This window comes from Pseudoduganella sp. jia 9 (assembly GCF_055502615.1).
In genome coordinates this window covers 48054-65408 of sequence record NZ_JBUPWE010000008.1, presented here as the reverse complement: position 1 = coordinate 65408, position 17355 = coordinate 48054, and the positions used below count along the sequence as shown (strand labels likewise).

The following is a 17355-nucleotide window of genomic DNA, read 5'->3' as shown; positions in this document are numbered from 1 at the left end:
GTCTGTTCTTTTTCGGTTGCTTTTACAGTTGCATCAGGTCGATCAAAATCTGCCGCGTGTTCAGCGGGGCGCCGTTCAGCTGATGGGCCAGCAGGAAGCGCATCAGCTGCTTGCTCTGCACCTGCGTGGCCGGGTCGGCGTAGTCTTCGCGCTCCATGTCGAGCAGCGTCTTGCCGGCCACGCGCGGCGCCGTGTCGTCGTCGCGGGCGGGGCGCGGACCGCGCTCGGGGTCCACCACGTACGAGATGCCGGGCTTGACCCTGCCGCGGCTGTCCGCGCAACGTGCCAGGTCCGCGGCCACTCCGGTCTCTTTAAGTAAGGCCGTTTCGAACTTTCGCAAGACGATCGGCGGCGGTTCGTTGTGGGCCAGCTGGTTCAGCGTCGACACGTAATGGTCGAACAGGGCCGGGTGCGCATCGTCGCGCGCCAGCAGCTTGACCAGCAGTTCGTTCAGGTAGAAGCCGCACAGCAGCGCGGTTTTCTCCAGCGGCAGCAGGCCGCCGACCCAGTCGGCATCGGTCAGCGTGCGCAGTTCGTTCTTGCCGGTCCAGCCCGCCGACAGCGGCTGGAACGTCTGCAGCACGCCGCGCAACTGCGAGTGCGGCCGCTTCGCCCCTTTTGCGATCAGCGCGACGCGGCCGAAATCGCGCGTCAGCAGCTCGACGATCAGGCTGGTTTCCTTGTACGGATAGCTGTGCAGCACGAAGGCGGGCTGCTCGGTGACGCGGGTGCCGACCGTGCGCGGCGCGGTGCGCTTGCGGACTTGCTGCGGGGGCGGGACGACCGCGGGGGGTGTCAGCAGATAGGCCACCGCGTTGTCGCGCACAGCCAGTGGCGCGCCCGGCTCCGTCGCCGGCGCGGGCTCCGCGGTAGCGGTATCGGAAGCGCTTGCGGCCGAGCCCGTGTCCATGGGGATGGACACGGGCTCGGCCGCGGGTTGGCGTTTAGCCATAATCCGCTTATTCGTAACCGTATGCGCGCAGGCCGGCTTCGTTGTCGGCCCAGCCGGACTTGACCTTCACCCAGATCTCCAGGTACACGGGGCCGCCGAACAGTTTTTCCATGTCCAGGCGGGCCTGGGTGGAAACTTCCTTCAGGCGGGCGCCCTTGTTGCCGATGATCATGGATTTGTGGCCATCGCGTTCGACCAGGATGGCCGCGAAGATTCGGCGCAGATTGCCTTCCTGTTCGAACTTTTCGATCAGCACGGTGCTCGTGTATGGCAGCTCGTCGCCGACGAAGCGGAACAGTTTTTCGCGGACGATCTCGGAGGCGAGGAACTTCTCGCTGCGGTCGGTGATGTCGTCTTCGCCGAAGACCGGCGGGTTTTCCGGCAGCAGGCGCTTGATTTCGTTCTGCAGGCCGTCGAGCTGGAAGCGCAGCTTGGCCGAGACCGGTACCACGGCGGCAAAGTCGAATTTCGACGCGACCTGCTGCGCGAACGGCAGCAGCACGGCCTTGTCCTTGACGCGGTCGGACTTGTTAATCACCAGCACCACGGGGACGTTTTTCGGCAGCAGGTCGATCACCTGCTGGTCGGCCTCGCCGAAGGTGCCGGCTTCGACCAGGAACAGGATCACGTCCGACGAATCGAGCGTGCCGGTGACGGTCTTGTTCAGCGTCTTGTTCAGCGCGTTCGAGTGGCGCGTCTGGAAGCCCGGCGTATCGACATAGATGAATTGCGCATCGGCCAGCGTCTGGATGCCGGTGATGCGGTGACGCGTGGTCTGTGCCTTGCGCGACGTGATGCTGACCTTGGCGCCGATCAGCGTGTTCATCAGCGTCGACTTGCCCACGTTGGGGCGGCCGACGATGGCAATGTAGCCGCAGCGAAAATCCGCGGGCGTGGTGGGGTCGGTCATGATGTTTCTCGGTTATTTGTTGGCGAGCTTTTTTTCCGCCAGTTCGTCGCCCTGGACGGTGGCGATGCCCGCCAGCTTCAGCTGCGCGGCGCGCGGCCTGGCCCGGCGCGCGGCGGCCGGCGCCTTCTGCATGGCCTGCTCGGCCACTTCCAGCGCCAGCTTGGCGGCTGCCTGTTCGCCGGCGCGGCGGCTGCCGCCCCGGCCGTAGACCTGGATGCCCAGCTTGGGCACCAGGCATTCGATCTCGAATTCCTGGCTGTGCGCGGCGCCGTGCGTGGCCACCACGTTGTACAGCGGCAGCGAAATCTTTTTGCTCTGCAAGAATTCCTGCAGCAGCGTCTTGGCATCCTTGCCCAGGGTGCGCGGGTCGACCGTGTCGAGGATCGGGATATAGAACGAGCGCACCACCTTGGCCGCCGCATCGAAACCGGCATCCAGGAAGATTGCGCCCAGCAGCGCTTCCAGCGTGTCGGCGAGGATCGACGGGCGGCGGAAACCGCCCGACTTCAGTTCGCCTTCGCCGAGCCGCAGGAATTGCGACAGTTCGAGCTTCTGGGCGATCTCGTACAGCGATTGCTGCTTGACCAGGTTGGCCCGCAGGCGCGACAGGTCGCCCTCGTCGATCTGCAGGTAGCGGTCGTACAGGATCGAGGCCACGACGCAGTTCAGGATCGAATCGCCGAGGAATTCCAGGCGTTCGTTATGCAAACTGCTGTGGCTGCGATGCGTCAGGGCCTGCTGCAGCAATCCAGCATCCCCGAACGTGTGGCCCAGCTTGGTTTGCAATAACTGTAGATTCATCGTCCTGTCTGTCCTCTCTGTCGTGTCACTCGGGCTTGTTGGTGGCGGCCCCGGCCTTGGCGGTCGAGCCGCTGTATTCGAGCAGCACGCTGGCCGGTCCGGCCAGGTGGATTTTCTTGTCGTAGGCAAACGAAACTTCCAGTTCGCCATCGATACGCTCGATCGTGAGGTCGCGGCCACTGATCGAGCTGATGTAGTTTACCTCGGCGCTGCGGTCGAACGAGGCGCGTATTTCCTGCGGCGTGCCGCCGGCGGCCTTGGCCTTGGCGATCGCCGCGCCGACCGAGCGGTATTCGGTGTACGTGGGCAGTATCTTCATCGCCAGCACGCCGACCATGCCGACCAGTGCCAGCACCACGATCAGGCCGGTCAGCGAGATGCCCTGCTGCCTGCTGGCCGGAAAATGCACTCCCCGCATCGATGCTCCCTCGTTTCCCTTGCCGCTTGCCTGGTACAAGGCGGCTTACTGGATACCGCCGATACGGCGCAGGTTGGACAGGTTCATCCATACCGCCACCGCCTTGCCGACGATGTTACGGTCCGGCACGAAACCCCAGTAGCGGCTGTCCGCACTGTTGTCGCGGTTGTCGCCCATCATGAAGTAGTTTCCGGCCGGCACCGTGCAGGTAAATCCTTCGTACGTGTACGTGCACGCTTCCTTGTTCGGGAAATCGCGCACATCCGACAGGTTCAGCGTGGCGGCACGGTCGTCGTTCAGGATGCGGTGCTCGGTGCCGGACAGGTTTTCCGTGAATTGCTTCTTGTAATTCAGGGTCTCGTCTTCGAGATAGTCTTCCAGCGGTGCATAACTGATCGGCTTGCCGTTGACGGTCAGACGCTTGTTTTCATAAGTGATCTTATCACCCGGCACGCCGACGACGCGCTTGATGTAATCCTGGCTCATGTCCATCGGGTACTTGAACACCATCACGTCGCCGCGCTGCGGATCGTTCAGCTGGATGATTTTCTGGTTGACGATCGGCAGGCGGATGCCATACGTGAACTTGTTCACGAGGATCAGGTCGCCTACGAGCAAGGTCGGCACCATCGACGACGACGGGATCTTGAACGGCTCGAACAGGAACGAGCGCAGCACGAACACCAGGGCGATCACCGGGAAGAAACTGCCGGAGTACTCGACCCAGGTGGGCTGCTTCAGCAGGCCCTGCTCGATCTGGGCACGGGTCTGCGCATTGCTGTCGACCTTGATGCCGTCGGCCGTCAGCTTGGCGGTGCGGGCATCGTATTCGGCCAGCGCCTTGTCGGCGGCGGCACGGCGGCCTTTCGCCAGGTAGAACACGTCCAGGACCCAGACGATCCCGGTTACCACCATCAGTACGAACAGGATCAGCGCGAAGTTACCGAGGATGCTTTGCAATGTCATTTCTCTTCCACTTGGAGGATTGCCAGGAATGCTTCTTGCGGGATCTCAACCGAGCCGACCTGCTTCATGCGCTTCTTGCCGGCCTTCTGCTTTTCCAGCAGCTTCTTCTTCCGCGAGATGTCGCCGCCGTAGCACTTGGCCAGCACGTTCTTGCGCAGTGCCTTGACGTTCTCGCGCGAGATGATGTTGGAGCCGATGGCCGCCTGGATCGCCACGTCGAACATCTGCCGCGGGATCAGTTCGCGCATCTTCGCCGCCACCTGGCGGCCGCGGTATGGCGCATTGGCGCGGTGCACGATGATGGCCAGCGCATCGACCTTTTCGCTGTTGATCAGCATGTCGACCTTGACCACGTCGGCCGAGCGGTATTCCTTGAACTCGTAATCCATCGACGCATAGCCGCGCGACGTGGATTTCAGCTTGTCGAAGAAGTCCAGCACGATCTCGGCCATCGGCATTTCATACACCAGCTTCACCTGGCGGCCGTGGTAGGCCATGTCCAGCTGGACGCCGCGCTTGGCGATGCACAGCGTGATGACGGAGCCGACATATTCCTGCGGCATGTACAGGTTGACGGTGACGATTGGCTCGCGCACGTCGTTGATGTGCGACGGATCCGGCATGCGCGAGGGATTGTCCACCTTCAGGATGGAGCCGTCGCGCTGCTCGACTTCGTACACCACGGTCGGCGCCGTGGTGATCAGGTCCATGTCGAATTCGCGCTCGAGGCGTTCCTGCACGATTTCCATGTGCAGCAGGCCCAGGAAGCCGCAGCGGAAGCCGAAGCCCAGCGCCTGCGACACTTCCGGCTCGTACATCAGCGCGGCGTCGTTCAGTTTCAGCTTTTCCAGCGAGTCGCGCAGCGCGTCGTACTGGTTCGCCTCGACCGGGAACAGGCCGGCGAACACCTGCGGCTGCACTTCCTTGAAGCCCGGCAGCGGCGCCTCGGCCGGCTTGACGGCGGTGGTGATGGTGTCGCCCACGCGGGCAACCTTCAGTTCCTTGATACCGGCGATCACGAAGCCCACCTGGCCGGCCGACAGCTGCGGCAGCGACACGGAACGGGGCGAGAAGATGCCGATGTCTTCCACCAGCTGCACCGAATCGGTGGCCATCAGGCGGATCTTTTCCTTCGGCTTCAGCGTGCCGTTGACCACGCGCACCAGCATGACGACACCGACATACGGGTCGTACCACGAGTCGATGATCAGCGCCTGCAGCGGCGCTTCCGGATCGCCCTTCGGCGGCGGCACCTTGGCGATGATCGATTCGAGCACGTCTTCGACGCCCAGGCCGGTCTTGGCCGAGCAGTGCACCGCGTCGCCGGCTTCGATGCCGATCACGTCTTCGATCTCGGCAATCGCCGAGGGCGGATCGGCGTTCGGCAGGTCGATCTTGTTCAGCACCGGCACCACTTCCACGCCCAGGTCCAGCGCGGTGTAGCAGTTCGCCACCGTCTGCGCCTCGACACCCTGCGAGGCGTCGACGACCAGCAGCGCGCCTTCGCAGGCCGACAGCGAGCGGGAGACTTCATACGAGAAGTCGACGTGGCCCGGCGTGTCGATCAGGTTCAGGTTGTAGATTTCGCCATCGCGCGCCTTGTACTTCAGCGCCGCCGTCTGGGCCTTGATGGTGATGCCGCGTTCGCGCTCGAGGTCCATCGAATCGAGCACCTGGGCTTCCATCTCGCGGTCCGACAGGCCGCCGCACAGCTGGATGATGCGATCCGCCAGCGTGGATTTGCCATGGTCGATGTGGGCGATGATGGAAAAATTGCGAATGTTGTTCATTTATAAAACGGCGAAAAATACAGCGATCAATACAGCGAAAAGCACAGCGCGGCAAATGCACGGCGCGAAGGCCAGCAACCTGGTTGACAACCGAGATGGCAACCGAGTTGTCAAATAAGCCGCCAATACAAAAAAGCGCCCTGGGCGGAAAGCCCTGCCGAGCGCCTTTCGAGAAAACGTGCAAGGAAAAACCCCTCGCATTTTACCGGATTTCAGAGGGGAAAGCCCGAATTCCACGTTCCGGGCGATGGAAGTGGCTTAATAAGCCCTTATTGGGTGGCTATTGGCTGGCTGTTGCCTGGCTTGCTGGCGCCGCCGAGCGCGGCCAGCACCTTCGGCTCGTCGAGGAAGTAATGGCACAGCTGCTCCTCTCCGGCAAACAGTACCGGCACCAGCTCGTCGAAGCGGGCGACTAGGGCGGGGTCGGCATCCACGTCGATCACGTCGACGGTGAACGGCCGCGCGGGCGTGCGCAATGCCAGGAGCGCATCGAGCATGTCCTGGCACAGGTGGCAATAGCCGCGCGAATAGAGGATGAAGTGCATGGCGGGATAAAGTGCCGTGGCAGGGCGGGCGGCGGCATGCCGGGTACCTGGCAACCGGTCGTTGCCAGGTACCCGTACCGCTGCCCTGCCCGCTTACTTCGGCGCCGGAGCCGGTGCCGGGCGCAGGATGAGGAAGCGCGCCACGTCGCCACGGCGCACCAGCACGGCCGCATCGCGCTTCGGATCGAGCTTCGATACCAGCGCGGCGAACTGTTTTGCATCGGTGATCGGCGCATTGTTCAGCTGCAGCAGCACGTCATCCGGCCGGATGCCCGCGCTGGCGGCCACACCCTCGGCCGCATCCACCTTGACACCGCCCGGCACGCCCAGTTCCTTCTTCTCGGCGGCGTCCAGGTCGGACACCTTCAAGCCCAGCGCGTTGCTGGCACCCTCGACCTTCGGCTTGCTGCGCTCGCCTCGCGCGCCCTTGGCGGACTGGTCGGATTCCAGCTCGGCCACGGTGATCGGCAGGTCGACGGCCTTGCCCTGGCGCCAGACGGTGATCGTGGCACGGGAGTTCGGCTTGGTGTTGCCGACCAGGCGCGGCAGGTCGCTCGAGCCGGAGATGTCGGTGCCGTTGAACTTGATGACGATATCGCCGGCACGCAGGCCCGCCTTGGCGGCCGGGCCGCCCTCTTCGACCATCGACACCTCGGCGCCGCGCGCCTCCTTCAGGCCCAGCGACTCGGCCACGTCGCGCGTGACCGGGCCGATCTGCACGCCGATGCGGCCGCGCGTGACCTTGCCGGTAGCCTTCAGCTGGTCGGCCACGCGCATCGCCTCGTCGATCGGCACGGCGAACGAAATGCCGTTGTAGGCGCCGCTCAGGGTGGCGATCTGCGAGTTGATACCGATGACTTCGCCACGCATATTGATCAGGGGGCCGCCCGAGTTGCCGGGGTTGACCGCCACGTCGCTCTGGATCAGCGGCAGGTATTCGCCGGTATCGCGCGACTTGGCGGAAATGATGCCGGCCGTGACCGAGTTTTCCAGGTTGAATGGCGAGCCGATGGCAACCACCCATTCGCCGACACGGATCTTGTTCGAATCGCCCATCTTCAGTACGGGCAGGCTCGCGCCATCGACCTTCAGCACGGCCACGTCGGTGCGGGCATCGGAGCCCAGCACCTTGGCCTTGAATTCGCGTTTGTCCGTCAGCGTTACGTAAACTTCATCGGCGCCGGCCACCACGTGGGCATTGGTCAGCACGTAGCCGTCGGCGGAGATGATGAAGCCGGAGCCGACGCCGCGCTGCACTTCGCGCTCCACCGGCGCTTGCGGTTGCTGCCGCCCGCGCGGTTGCTGGCCTTCCCGGCGCGGGGTGGGCATCTGGCCACCGAAGAAACGGCGGAAGAATTCCTGCATTTCGTCCTCATCCGTCATGCCCGGCGTGGGCTGGCGCAGGCGCTCGGTGGTTCGGATGTTGACGACGGCCGGACCGACTTTTTCCACCATGTCGGCAAAGTCCGGCAAGCCGGCCACGGCGCCGGTCGCCGGCGCGGCATGGGCAGGTGCCAGGCCCAACATGGCAGGCGCGAACAGGATACCCGCGCTGACCAGCAGCGCCGACAGGGTTTTATTACCAGCAGAGATATTGGTTTTCATAGGTTGTCTGTTTTCGGTATGGGTCAGGGCGCAACGCAAGCCAGAGGCTTCGCCGTATGGTAAGCGAAAAGCTGAAGTTGCAGCACGCACAAGATGTTGCAACAGATAACAAATTTCAAGGGGAGATTTGTAGCGCGCTGTAACGTGGCGCTAACGGATGTAACAGAGCGGCGGAAAGGTGCGCTCGCGGCAGGGCCTGCGACGATCAAGGCGAGGTGGCAGTCGTTACCGTGGCGGTGGCTGTGGCGGTGATCGTGGCGGTAGCCGTAGTGGTGGCGGCACCCTCGCGCGCCACGGCGTTGGCGGGCTTTCCTGGCAGCTCTTCGGCAGCCAGGCAACCGGCCAGCCGGGCCGTGAAACCGGCCGACAATTCAGCCTCGGGCTGGTGCGCGCGCAATACATCGCCCACCAGATGGTAGAGGCGCCAGGCGACCAGGCCGTCGGGCTCGGAGAGCGCGGCCAGCGTGAGTTCCATTTCAGATGCCGGCAATTCGTTATCCACCATCGCCGAGATGTTTTCCTGAAGGCGGTTCGGGGTTTCCATGACATTTCCCTGGATGGCAAATATGCGCAACGGTTGATGTATTGATGACTGATGTATTGATGACTGATGTACCAACGACCGATACCAGGACTGATGAACCAATGACCGATGTCCGATGACCAATGACCGATGACCAATGACCGAGGACCAATGACCGATGACCGGCGGTTACGCAATCCTGGCCACCAGTTTCAAAGCCTTACCAGCGCCTGTCAACTGGCAGGTCCAATAGTGGCCGCAGTTTGTCGGCGATCACTTCCCGTGCCCGGAAAATACGGCTGCGCACGGTTCCGATGGGGCACGACATGATTTCCGAAATCTCTTCATAGCTCAAGCCTTCGATCTCGCGCAGCAGGATCGCCGTGCGCAGGTCGACGGGCAGCGACTCCATCGCGGCGTTGACGGTTTCCGCGATCTGCTTGCTCGCAAGCATGGACTCAGGCGTGTTGATGTCGCGCAGCCCGTCTCCCTCTTCAAACCCTTCCGCGCCTTCGGCATCGATGTCGGTGGAAGCCGGGGTGCGGCGGCTCTGGGTCACGATAAAATTCTTGGCGGTGTTGATACCGATCCGGTACAGCCATGTGTAGAAGGCGGAGTCGCCACGAAAATGGCGCAAGCCCCGAAAGGCCTTGATGAAGCTTTCCTGGACTACATCCTCCGCTTCGGCAGGATCGTGCACGATGCGCGAAACCAGCCGCATCAGCCTGCGCTGATACTTCGACACGAGCAAGTCGAATGCCTGCCGCTCACCTGCCTGGACTCGCTCGACCAGCAGCTGATCGCTTTCACGGTCTGTCGTCACACCTTGTGCCCTCGGTGGTTCCAGCGCCCGCGCCCATATGCCTATAGAGCGCAACGCAAGGAATTGGTTCAGGGGTTTGCGGGATTTTTTTTCATGCCGCCGATACTGCCCGCGCCGTCCGCCCTGCCTGCGGCGATCGCACGGATTGCCACGGCCAGCCGGCGGCGCACGTCCGGCGCGGCGCTGTCGGGCAGCATGGTCAGCCAGTACACCCGGCGCGCCTTGCCTGCTTTGCCGACCTCTTCCGGCTCTGCCCTCAAGCGCAACAGCAACAGGCCGGACCACAGCGTGGAGCCCGGCAGCAACCGCACGCTTTGCCCCACGCCCGCGTGCTGCGCGTCTCTCTGGTGGTATACCGCCAGGCGGATCTGGCCGACAGCCGAAATATCAATGCGCACAAGCTTGACAAGCCGCCGCTGGCAGACCGCTCCGGCAGCGCCGGCGATCATCATCGATATCCCGGCCGGACTGGCTCCGCACCAGGCACCGCCAGCCAGGACCGCCGCGCACAGCACCGCCCCCGCCATGCGCAATGCGGGCGACGGATGGATCACTGCGGACACGGCGATGGACATCGTGGACGCTCATCGTGGAAGGTGAATGTTGTCGGGCAAAGTGCCGCCCGTGCCGAACTGCCTGCCGGTTCGGGCCGGCCGCAAGCGGGCATGCCCTGTGGGCATGTGCTACCGGCAAGCGTTCCGGCCTTGCGCTGGCGTACACCCGTTACCGAATCACGGGCGAAGACCCGCCGCGGGGACAAGCGCGACCAAGCTCGAACAGGAGCGAACAAGCACGTACAAGCACGAACAAGCTGCCGGCAAACGGGCAGGCTGCTGGAAAACTAATATGGAAACTACGGGAAAACGCTGGAAGCGCCGGCCTCTTGCCGGGCGATAGGATGCCGTCGAATGCCGGCACCGAAGGGACGCGGCGGTCGACAACCAAGTCAACCGCCGGGCCACTGGCGCTCACTCCGTTATGACTGGAGTGAGCCGGGAAAGTTCACATTTTTCCGAACACAAGGCTGCCGTTCGTTCCGCCGAAGCCGAACGAATTCTTCACGGCATACTGGATGGCCATCGGCCGGGCGACGTTGGCGCAGAAGTCCAGGTCGCACGCCGGGTCCTGGTTGAACAGGTTGATCGTGGGCGGTGCCACCTGGTGGTGGATCGCCAGCACGGTGAACACGGCTTCGAGGCCGCCGGCCCCGCCGAGCAGGTGGCCGGTCATCGATTTCGTCGAACTCACGACCAGGCTCTTGGCGTGTTCGCCGAACGCATACTTGATGCCGGTGACTTCGGCCACGTCGCCCAGCGGCGTCGAGGTGCCGTGCGCGTTCAGGTACTGCACCTGGTCGGCGTTGATGCCGGCGTTCTTCATTGCCGAGATCGCCGATTTGGCGCCGCCGCTGCCGTCTTCCAATGGCGAGGTCATGTGATACGCATCCGCGCTCATGCCGAAGCCGAGCAGTTCCGCGTAGATCTTGGCGCCGCGCGCTTTCGCGTGCTCGTATTCTTCCAGCACCATGACGCCGGCACCCTCGCCCAGCACGAAGCCGTCGCGGTCCTTGTCCCATGGGCGGGATGCGGTCGCGGGATCGTCGTTGCGGGAGGACAGCGCACGGGCGGACGCGAAACCGCCCAGGCCCAGCGGCGACACCGTGGACTCGGCACCGCCGGCCACCATGATGTCGGCATCGCCGTATTCGATCAGGCGCGCCGCCGCGCCGATGCTGTGCAGGCCGGTGGTGCAGGCCGTCACGATCGCCAGGTTGGGACCGCGCATGCCGTATTTGATCGAGAGGTTACCGGAGATCATGTTGATGATCGAGGCCGGCACGAAGAACGGCGAAATACGGCGCGGACCGCGCTTGTCGTAATCCGCTTTCTGTTCTTCGATCATCGGCAGGCCGCCGATGCCGGAGCCGATGATCACGCCGATGCGATCGGCGTTCTCTTCGGTGACGACCAGACCGGAATCCTGGATCGCCTGGATACCCGCAGCCATGCCGTAATGGATGAATGCATCCATATGGCGGGCTTCCTTGACGTCGAGATAACTTTCGACGTTGAAGTTCTTGACCTCGCCGGCGAAGCGGGTCGAGAACGCGCTGGCATCAAACTTGGTGATGTTGGCGATACCGGATTTGCTTTCGGTAATCGCGCTCCACGCTTCGGCAATCGTATTGCCGATCGGGGACACGACACCTAAGCCGGTAACCACCACACGACGGTTTTTGGAACTCAAGCGATTCTCCTGGAGTCGATCTGTGCTGCTGTTGCTGCCGATTAGGCCTTGACGTGGGCCGTCGCGTAATCGATAGCCTGCTGCACGGTGGTGATCTTTTCAGCCTGTTCGTCAGGGATTTCCATTTCGAACTCGTCTTCCAGTGCCATTACCAGTTCAACGGTGTCGAGGGAGTCGGCGCCCAGGTCATCGACGAAGGACGATTCGTTCTTGATGTCGGCTTCGGCGACGCCCAGTTGTTCGGCGACGATCTTCTTAACGCGTTGTTCGATATCGGACATGTTATGGCTCCATTGTGTGTATGTTACGGAAAGCGCGCATTTTATCAGGTTTGCGCACTGAAAAACTAATTTCGGCTTCTGTGCTCAGCTTTGCCGAAATCACTGCTAAAAAACGGCATTACACGGATAAATCCTGCGCAATGCCGCTTAATTCATGGTTATTACTCATTACCCCATGTACATGCCGCCATTCACGTGCAGCGTGGTGCCGGTAATGTACGCCCCACTCGGCGCGGCCAGGAAAGCCACCGCCGCGGCAATGTCTTCAGGCTTGCCGAGGCGGCCCAGCGGGATCTGCGTCAGCAGGGCCGCATGCTGTTCCTCGCCCAGGACCTTGGTCATGTCCGTGTCGATGAATCCCGGCGCGATGCAATTGACGGTGATGTTGCGGCTGCCGATTTCACGTGCCAGCGCGCGCGACATGCCCTCCACGCCCGCCTTGGCCGCCGCGTAGTTCATCTGGCCGGGATTGCCGGACGAAGCCACCACCGAGGTGATGTTAATAATACGCCCAGTCTTGGCTTTCATCATGCCACGCAGGACCGCGCGGGACAGCCGGCCCACCGCGCTCAGGTTGGTGGCGATGACCTTGTCCCATTCGTCATCCTTCATCCGCATCGCCAGCTGGTCGGCGGTGATGCCGGCGTTATTGACGAGAATGCCGATTGCGCCGGATTCCTTGCTCACTTCATCGATGACGGCGGCGCAACGCGCCGCGTCCGTCACGTCCAGCACGATACCCTTGCCGGCTTGCGCGCCGATCTCGGCCAGGTAGGCGGAAATTGCCGCGGCGCCGGATTCGGTGGTGGCGGTGCCGATCACTTTCGCACCCTGGCGTGCCAGCTCGGTGGCAATGGCCTTGCCGATGCCGCGCGAGGCGCCCGTGACGAGCGCGACTTGGTTGGACAGGTTCATGGTCTTTCCTTCGATAGTATTCAGCTGGTTCAGCCAGCCGGTTTCAGCATGGCCAGCAGTCGCTCCAGCGAAGCCTGGTCGGTGATGGCGTCGCCAACCAGGTTCGGATCGATGCGCTTGGTCAGGCCCATCAGCACCTTGCCCGGTCCGCATTCGACGACCTGGGTGATGCCCCCCGCCGCCACCTTCTGCATGGTTTCCACCCAGCGTACCGGGCTGGCGGCCTGGCGCACCAGCGCATCCTTGATGCTTGCAGGATCATGCAGCACAGCAACATCAACGTTATTGATCAAATCGATCTGCGGCGCATTGAAATGGATGCTTTCCATGTAATCGCGCAAGCGGTCCGACGCAGGTTTCAGCAGCGACGAATGGAACGGTGCCGAAACGGGCAGCCGCATGGCGCGCTTGGCGCCCTTTGCCTTGGCGATCTCGCAGGCTTTCTCGACGCCGGCAGTGTGGCCGGCGATGACGACCTGTGCCGGTGCATTGTAGTTGACGGCTTCCACCACCTGGGTCGGATCGGCCGCCACGGCTTCGGCACAGGCGGCGCGCACGTCCTCGTCGGACAGGCCCAGCACCACGGCCATCGTGCCCTGCCCCACCGGCACGGCTTCCTGCATGGCCTGGGCACGGAAGCGCACCAGCGGCACCGCGTCCTTGAACGGGATCACGCCGGCGGCGACGAGCGCCGAGTATTCGCCGAGGCTGTGGCCCGCGACGATGGACGGTACCGGACCGCCGGCGGCGATCCAGGCGCGATAGACGGCGACGGCGGCCGTCAGCATGACCGGCTGCGTGTTGGTGGTCAGGTCGAGCTCTTCCTTGGGGCCTTCGGCGATCAGCTTGCCGAGGTCGAACTGCAGTGCGTCCGACGCTTCGGCGATCGTCTGCTCGACGACCGGATTGCCGTTGAAGCCGGCCATCATGGCCACGGCCTGGGAACCCTGGCCGGGGAATACAAATGCGAATTGGGTCATATGTGTTCTCGTTATGAAAAGCGGATGCATCGAGGACGCATCCGCGTTTAGAGCACTAATTCTAAAACGGCGCGCATTGTACACCGCCGTTTGCATTCCACCTACTGCCCGGGGAGGCGGTCACATCCTCGCCACGTCCTGGCGAGCAGGTAAAGCTCTTGCTTTCTACATCCTCGCCACGTCCTGGCGAGCAGGTAAAGCTCTTGCTTACTACATCCTCGCCAAGTCCTGGCGAGCAGGTAAGCTCTTGCTTTCTACATCCTCGCCAGGACGGCCCCCCACGTAAACCCGCCGCCGACGCCTTCCATCATGACCACATCGCCCTTCTTCACGCGGCCATCGCGCACGGCGGTGTCGAGCGCCAGCGGAATCGAGGCGGCCGAGGTGTTGCCGTGCTCGTCGACGGTGACGACCATCTTGTCCAGCGCCAGCCCCAGCTTCTTCGCGGTGCCGTTCATGATGCGGATATTGGCCTGGTGCGGGATCAGCCAGTCGATCTGGCTGCTCGTCATGCCGGCGGCGTCGAGCGCCTCGTGCGCCACCTTCTCGAGCACGGTGACGGCCAGCTTGAAGACAGCCTGGCCATCCATGTACAGGAAGGCGCTGCCCGCCACCGCGCCGCCGGCCACGTTGCCGGGCACGGACAGGATGTCGGAATGGCGGCCGTCCGCATGCAGCTTGCACGCCAGCACGCCCGGCTCTTCGGAAGCGCTCATCACCACGGCGCCGGCGCCGTCGCCGAACAGTACGCAGGTGGTGCGGTCTTCGAAATTCAGGATGCGCGAAAACACTTCGGAACCGATCACCAGCACGTTCTTGTGCATGCCGGACTTGATGAAACTGTCCGCCGACGCCATCGCGTACACGAAGCCGCTGCAAACGGCCTGCACGTCAACGGCCGCGCTCGTGTTGGTCATGCCCAGCTTGCGCTGCACGATGCAGGAGGTGCTGGGGAAACTGCCGAAGAAGTCCGGCGTGGAACTGGCAACGATGATCAGGTCGATGTCATTCGGCTGCAGCTGCGCCATCTCCAGCGCACGCTGGGCGGCAATGACGGCCAGGTCGGAAGAATTCTGTTCCGGCGCCGCGTAATGGCGCGCCGAGATACCGCTACGGGAGGAAATCCACTCGTCGGACGTTTCGATGCCCTTGGCGGCCAGCTGGTCGGCCAGTGCCTGGTTCGTCACGCGTTGTTCCGGCAGGTAGCTGCCGGTGCCGATGATTTTGCTGTACAGGGTCATGCCGTCTCATCCAATGGTTGTATTTTCGCGCGGCATCAGTTCGGCGATCAGGTCCGCCAGCTGCTGCTGCACATCGTTCTTCGCAGCATCGTAGGCCCGGCGGATTGCCCATTCATAGGCCTCCGCTTCGGCACTGCCATGGCTCTTGAACACGAGACCGCGCAGGCCCAGCAGGCTGGCGCCGTTGTAACGCGCGGGATTGAGCCGCTGCCGGATGCGCTTCAGCGCACTGTTGGCGATCGCGGCGCCCAGCATGGTGACGGGATTGCGCTTGAGCTCGGTCGTCAGCACCATCTTGAAGAAGCCCGCCACGCCTTCCACGGCCTTGAGGGCGACATTGCCGACAAAGCCGTCGCACACGACCACGTCGGTCGTGCCTTTGAAGATATCGTTGCCTTCCACGTTGCCATGGAAGTTCAGCTTGCCGCGTTCATGATCGATCTGCAGCAAGGCGGAGGTGGCCTTGACCACCTCGTTGCCCTTGATGTCCTCGGTCCCCACGTTGAGCAGGCCGATCGTGGGGCGCGCGATGCCTTCCATCGCATGCACCAGCACCGAACCCATGATCGCGAACTGGTGCAGGTGGTGCGGTTCGCAATCGACGTTGGCGCCCAGGTCCATCACATACGTGGGGCCATCCTTCTGGTTCGGCATGATGCCGCAGATGGCCGGACGGTCGACACCGGCCATGGTTTTCAGAACGTAACGGGAAACGGCCATCAGCGCGCCGGTATTCCCGGCGGAGACGCAGGCCTGGGCCTTGCCGTCCTTGACCTGCTCGATGGCCACGCGCATCGACGAATCCTTCTTGCGGCGCAGCGCCACTTCAAGGGGATCGTCCATCATGACCTGCTCGGAGGCATGCAGCACGGTAATGCGGGGATGGTCGCCGGCGCGGTGCTTCTTCAGTTCGGCGCGGAGCACGTCTTCGAGGCCAACCAGGATCAGTTCGGCATCGGATTCGCGGTTCAGGAAGGAAAGTGCGGCAGGAATGGTGACCGACGGGCCGTGGTCGCCGCCCATGCAGTCGATAGAAATTTTAATTGTCATTGCGGGCAAGATGCAATCCCGGCGCGAGCACCGGAGCCTGCGGTTTCAAGACACATCAATTCCCGGCAGGCCGGGGAACAGCATGGCGCAACGGGAAATACGTGCGCACAGTCTGGAAAGTGCTCGGGGTCCACGAAAAGAAAAAGCGGCGCCACGATAAAACTTTCGCGTGCACCGCTTTTGGTCTTTGGCCGAAACCAAAACGCCGATTACTCGTCGTTTTTGGTCTTCAGCACCTTGCGACCACGATAAAAGCCGTTCGGGCTGATATGGTGACGCAGGTGGGTTTCGCCGGTGGTCGGCTCGACTGCCAGGTTAGGGGCGGTCAGGAAATCGTGCGAACGGTGCATGCCGCGCTTCGACGGGGACTTCTTGTTCTGTTGAACAGCCATGATGACTCCTAATACTTAAGTTCTAAAATTTTAACACAATCGACCGGCAAATACATGCAAATCGAGTATCCCAGCGGCATCGCGTTTTTGACGCTCCACCATGCTGCATTACTACTCAATGCCAATACTCGCAGCCCGATTGGCATGTTCTTTACAACTACTCGGTGAATTCCGAAAACCCGGAATGGGCGGCACCGGATATACGGTCGAGAAACCCGTGCGTACTCGCGGTACGCCGGACATCGCAACCCGCCGGTTGGCGCCGCCCAATGAATTGCTCGAGATTCCTTATTTTTTCAGCGCCTTCAGCGCATCGAATGGCGACTTCTTTTCGCTGCGCACCGTATCGAGCAGCGCCGTATCGGGGCAGACATCGTGCTTCGGTGCTTGCGGCAAGGCCAGCAGGGCCTCGTCTTCAATCAGGTCCATCAGGTTCATCGAACGCGTGCCGACGATCACGTCGATCGTCTCGTCATCGATCACCTCTTCGATTTCATCGGCCTTGGCATCGTCTTCGCCCAGCATCAGCACGGTCGACGAATCGATTTCGTAGGCGAATGGTGCCAGGCAGCGCTGGCAGGCCAGTTGCACGGTGCCGGCAACAGCCAGGCGCATCTGCGGAAAGCCCTGCCTGCTCGTGCCGCCCTCGGCCTTCCAGGCGATCTCGCCTTCGGCCGACGCGCAATCGCGTACCAGGCGTTCCATCTGAGCCACCGGCGTGACGCCTTCGCGGGTGCTGCCTGTCCGACAGAATTCAAAAGCATCGATCAGCTGTGTGGTCATTGCAGCGCTCATCGGCTAAAACTTCCCTCGAAAACCTGAGATAATAACAGGGTTTCCAAAGGCAGGTCAAAGGCTTGCACGCAATCCGGGCACTTTTCGGCGCCTGAGCAGCTTATTTTCAACACCAATCCAA

The 17355-nt window shown here is 62.6% G+C and carries 19 protein-coding genes; all 19 read right to left on the bottom strand.

The genetic code is table 11. The features are described from left to right. Positions 1 to 22: 22 nt before the first annotated feature. The gene (gene recO / locus ACY34H_RS11550; protein WP_464977816.1) at positions 23 to 910 is read right to left on the bottom strand and encodes a DNA repair protein RecO; all 888 of its coding nucleotides are present in this window, start codon (positions 908 to 910) and stop codon (positions 23 to 25) included. Positions 911 to 959: 49 nt separating this feature from the next. After that, positions 960 to 1862 (bottom strand): GTPase Era, encoded by a 903-nt coding sequence (gene era, locus ACY34H_RS11545; RefSeq protein ID WP_464977639.1) that lies wholly within the window; start codon positions 1860 to 1862, stop codon positions 960 to 962. 12 nt (positions 1863 to 1874) lie between these two features. Beyond that, complete coding sequence (gene rnc, locus ACY34H_RS11540; protein WP_464977638.1) at positions 1875 to 2663, bottom strand: ribonuclease III; 789 nt, start codon at positions 2661 to 2663, stop codon at positions 1875 to 1877. A gap of 25 nt (positions 2664 to 2688) precedes the next feature. Continuing rightward, positions 2689 to 3081, bottom strand: coding sequence for a DUF4845 domain-containing protein (locus ACY34H_RS11535; protein WP_464977637.1), 393 nt, complete (start codon positions 3079 to 3081; stop codon positions 2689 to 2691). A 45-nt stretch (positions 3082 to 3126) separates the two neighbouring features. Next, positions 3127 to 4047, bottom strand: coding sequence for a signal peptidase I (gene lepB, locus ACY34H_RS11530; RefSeq protein WP_464977636.1), 921 nt, complete (start codon positions 4045 to 4047; stop codon positions 3127 to 3129). Continuing rightward, complete coding sequence (gene lepA / locus ACY34H_RS11525) at positions 4044 to 5837, bottom strand: translation elongation factor 4 (protein WP_464977635.1); 1794 nt, start codon at positions 5835 to 5837, stop codon at positions 4044 to 4046. Before lepA ends, lepB begins: the two co-directional genes overlap by 4 nt. Positions 5838 to 6106: 269 nt before the next feature. After that, complete coding sequence (locus tag ACY34H_RS11520) at positions 6107 to 6382, bottom strand: glutaredoxin family protein (RefSeq protein WP_464977634.1); 276 nt, start codon at positions 6380 to 6382, stop codon at positions 6107 to 6109. 93 nt (positions 6383 to 6475) lie between these two features. Continuing rightward, complete coding sequence (locus ACY34H_RS11515) at positions 6476 to 7987, bottom strand: DegQ family serine endoprotease (RefSeq protein ID WP_464977633.1); 1512 nt, start codon at positions 7985 to 7987, stop codon at positions 6476 to 6478. A gap of 205 nt (positions 7988 to 8192) precedes the next feature. Further along, complete coding sequence (locus tag ACY34H_RS11510) at positions 8193 to 8531, bottom strand: sigma-E factor negative regulatory protein (RefSeq protein WP_464977632.1); 339 nt, start codon at positions 8529 to 8531, stop codon at positions 8193 to 8195. A 199-nt stretch (positions 8532 to 8730) separates the two neighbouring features. After that, positions 8731 to 9333 carry an RNA polymerase sigma factor RpoE gene (gene rpoE, locus ACY34H_RS11505; protein WP_464977631.1) on the bottom strand — a complete coding sequence of 201 codons (603 nt, stop codon included), beginning with the start codon at positions 9331 to 9333 and terminating at the stop codon, positions 8731 to 8733. A gap of 68 nt (positions 9334 to 9401) precedes the next feature. Continuing rightward, positions 9402 to 9908, bottom strand: coding sequence for a hypothetical protein (locus ACY34H_RS11500; protein ID WP_464977630.1), 507 nt, complete (start codon positions 9906 to 9908; stop codon positions 9402 to 9404). Between the two features lie 427 nt (positions 9909 to 10335). Continuing rightward, complete coding sequence (gene fabF, locus ACY34H_RS11495) at positions 10336 to 11580, bottom strand: beta-ketoacyl-ACP synthase II (RefSeq protein ID WP_464977629.1); 1245 nt, start codon at positions 11578 to 11580, stop codon at positions 10336 to 10338. A gap of 41 nt (positions 11581 to 11621) precedes the next feature. Beyond that, positions 11622 to 11861 carry an acyl carrier protein gene (acpP, locus tag ACY34H_RS11490; RefSeq protein ID WP_028104092.1) on the bottom strand — a complete coding sequence of 80 codons (240 nt, stop codon included), beginning with the start codon at positions 11859 to 11861 and terminating at the stop codon, positions 11622 to 11624. Positions 11862 to 12029: 168 nt separating this feature from the next. Continuing rightward, complete coding sequence (gene fabG, locus ACY34H_RS11485; RefSeq protein WP_464977628.1) at positions 12030 to 12776, bottom strand: 3-oxoacyl-ACP reductase FabG; 747 nt, start codon at positions 12774 to 12776, stop codon at positions 12030 to 12032. Positions 12777 to 12805: 29 nt separating this feature from the next. After that, positions 12806 to 13756 (bottom strand): ACP S-malonyltransferase, encoded by a 951-nt coding sequence (gene fabD / locus ACY34H_RS11480; protein WP_464977627.1) that lies wholly within the window; start codon positions 13754 to 13756, stop codon positions 12806 to 12808. Positions 13757 to 14010: 254 nt separating this feature from the next. After that, positions 14011 to 14997, bottom strand: coding sequence for a beta-ketoacyl-ACP synthase III (locus tag ACY34H_RS11475; protein WP_464977626.1), 987 nt, complete (start codon positions 14995 to 14997; stop codon positions 14011 to 14013). A gap of 6 nt (positions 14998 to 15003) precedes the next feature. Continuing rightward, positions 15004 to 16047, bottom strand: coding sequence for a phosphate acyltransferase PlsX (plsX, locus tag ACY34H_RS11470; RefSeq protein ID WP_464977625.1), 1044 nt, complete (start codon positions 16045 to 16047; stop codon positions 15004 to 15006). A gap of 209 nt (positions 16048 to 16256) precedes the next feature. Continuing rightward, positions 16257 to 16439: a 50S ribosomal protein L32 gene (gene rpmF / locus ACY34H_RS11465; RefSeq protein WP_005666806.1), complete on the bottom strand. Its 183-nt coding sequence runs from the start codon at positions 16437 to 16439 to the stop codon at positions 16257 to 16259. 288 nt (positions 16440 to 16727) lie between these two features. Then, positions 16728 to 17222: a YceD family protein gene (locus ACY34H_RS11460; RefSeq protein WP_464977624.1), complete on the bottom strand. Its 495-nt coding sequence runs from the start codon at positions 17220 to 17222 to the stop codon at positions 16728 to 16730. Positions 17223 to 17355: the final 133 nt, after the last annotated feature.

Bases quoted from the DNA above. Each gene is read 5' to 3' on its own strand.
- recO (WP_464977816.1), bottom strand. From the start codon at position 910: ATGGACACGGGCTCGGCCGCAAGCGCTTCCGATACCGCTACCGCGGAG.
- era (WP_464977639.1), bottom strand. From the start codon at position 1,862: ATGACCGACCCCACCACGCCCGCGGATTTTCGCTGCGGCTACATTGCC.
- rnc (WP_464977638.1), bottom strand. From the start codon at position 2,663: ATGAATCTACAGTTATTGCAAACCAAGCTGGGCCACACGTTCGGGGAT.
- ACY34H_RS11535 (WP_464977637.1), bottom strand. From the start codon at position 3,081: ATGCGGGGAGTGCATTTTCCGGCCAGCAGGCAGCAGGGCATCTCGCTG.
- lepB (WP_464977636.1), bottom strand. From the start codon at position 4,047: ATGACATTGCAAAGCATCCTCGGTAACTTCGCGCTGATCCTGTTCGTA.
- lepA (WP_464977635.1), bottom strand. From the start codon at position 5,837: ATGAACAACATTCGCAATTTTTCCATCATCGCCCACATCGACCATGGC.
- ACY34H_RS11520 (WP_464977634.1), bottom strand. From the start codon at position 6,382: ATGCACTTCATCCTCTATTCGCGCGGCTATTGCCACCTGTGCCAGGAC.
- ACY34H_RS11515 (WP_464977633.1), bottom strand. From the start codon at position 7,987: ATGAAAACCAATATCTCTGCTGGTAATAAAACCCTGTCGGCGCTGCTG.
- ACY34H_RS11510 (WP_464977632.1), bottom strand. From the start codon at position 8,531: ATGGAAACCCCGAACCGCCTTCAGGAAAACATCTCGGCGATGGTGGAT.
- ACY34H_RS11500 (WP_464977630.1), bottom strand. From the start codon at position 9,908: ATGTCCATCGCCGTGTCCGCAGTGATCCATCCGTCGCCCGCATTGCGC.
- acpP (WP_028104092.1), bottom strand. From the start codon at position 11,861: ATGTCCGATATCGAACAACGCGTTAAGAAGATCGTCGCCGAACAACTG.
- fabG (WP_464977628.1), bottom strand. From the start codon at position 12,776: ATGAACCTGTCCAACCAAGTCGCGCTCGTCACGGGCGCCTCGCGCGGC.
- fabD (WP_464977627.1), bottom strand. From the start codon at position 13,756: ATGACCCAATTCGCATTTGTATTCCCCGGCCAGGGTTCCCAGGCCGTG.
- ACY34H_RS11475 (WP_464977626.1), bottom strand. From the start codon at position 14,997: ATGACCCTGTACAGCAAAATCATCGGCACCGGCAGCTACCTGCCGGAA.
- plsX (WP_464977625.1), bottom strand. From the start codon at position 16,047: ATGACAATTAAAATTTCTATCGACTGCATGGGCGGCGACCACGGCCCG.
- rpmF (WP_005666806.1), bottom strand. From the start codon at position 16,439: ATGGCTGTTCAACAGAACAAGAAGTCCCCGTCGAAGCGCGGCATGCAC.
- ACY34H_RS11460 (WP_464977624.1), bottom strand. From the start codon at position 17,222: ATGACCACACAGCTGATCGATGCTTTTGAATTCTGTCGGACAGGCAGC.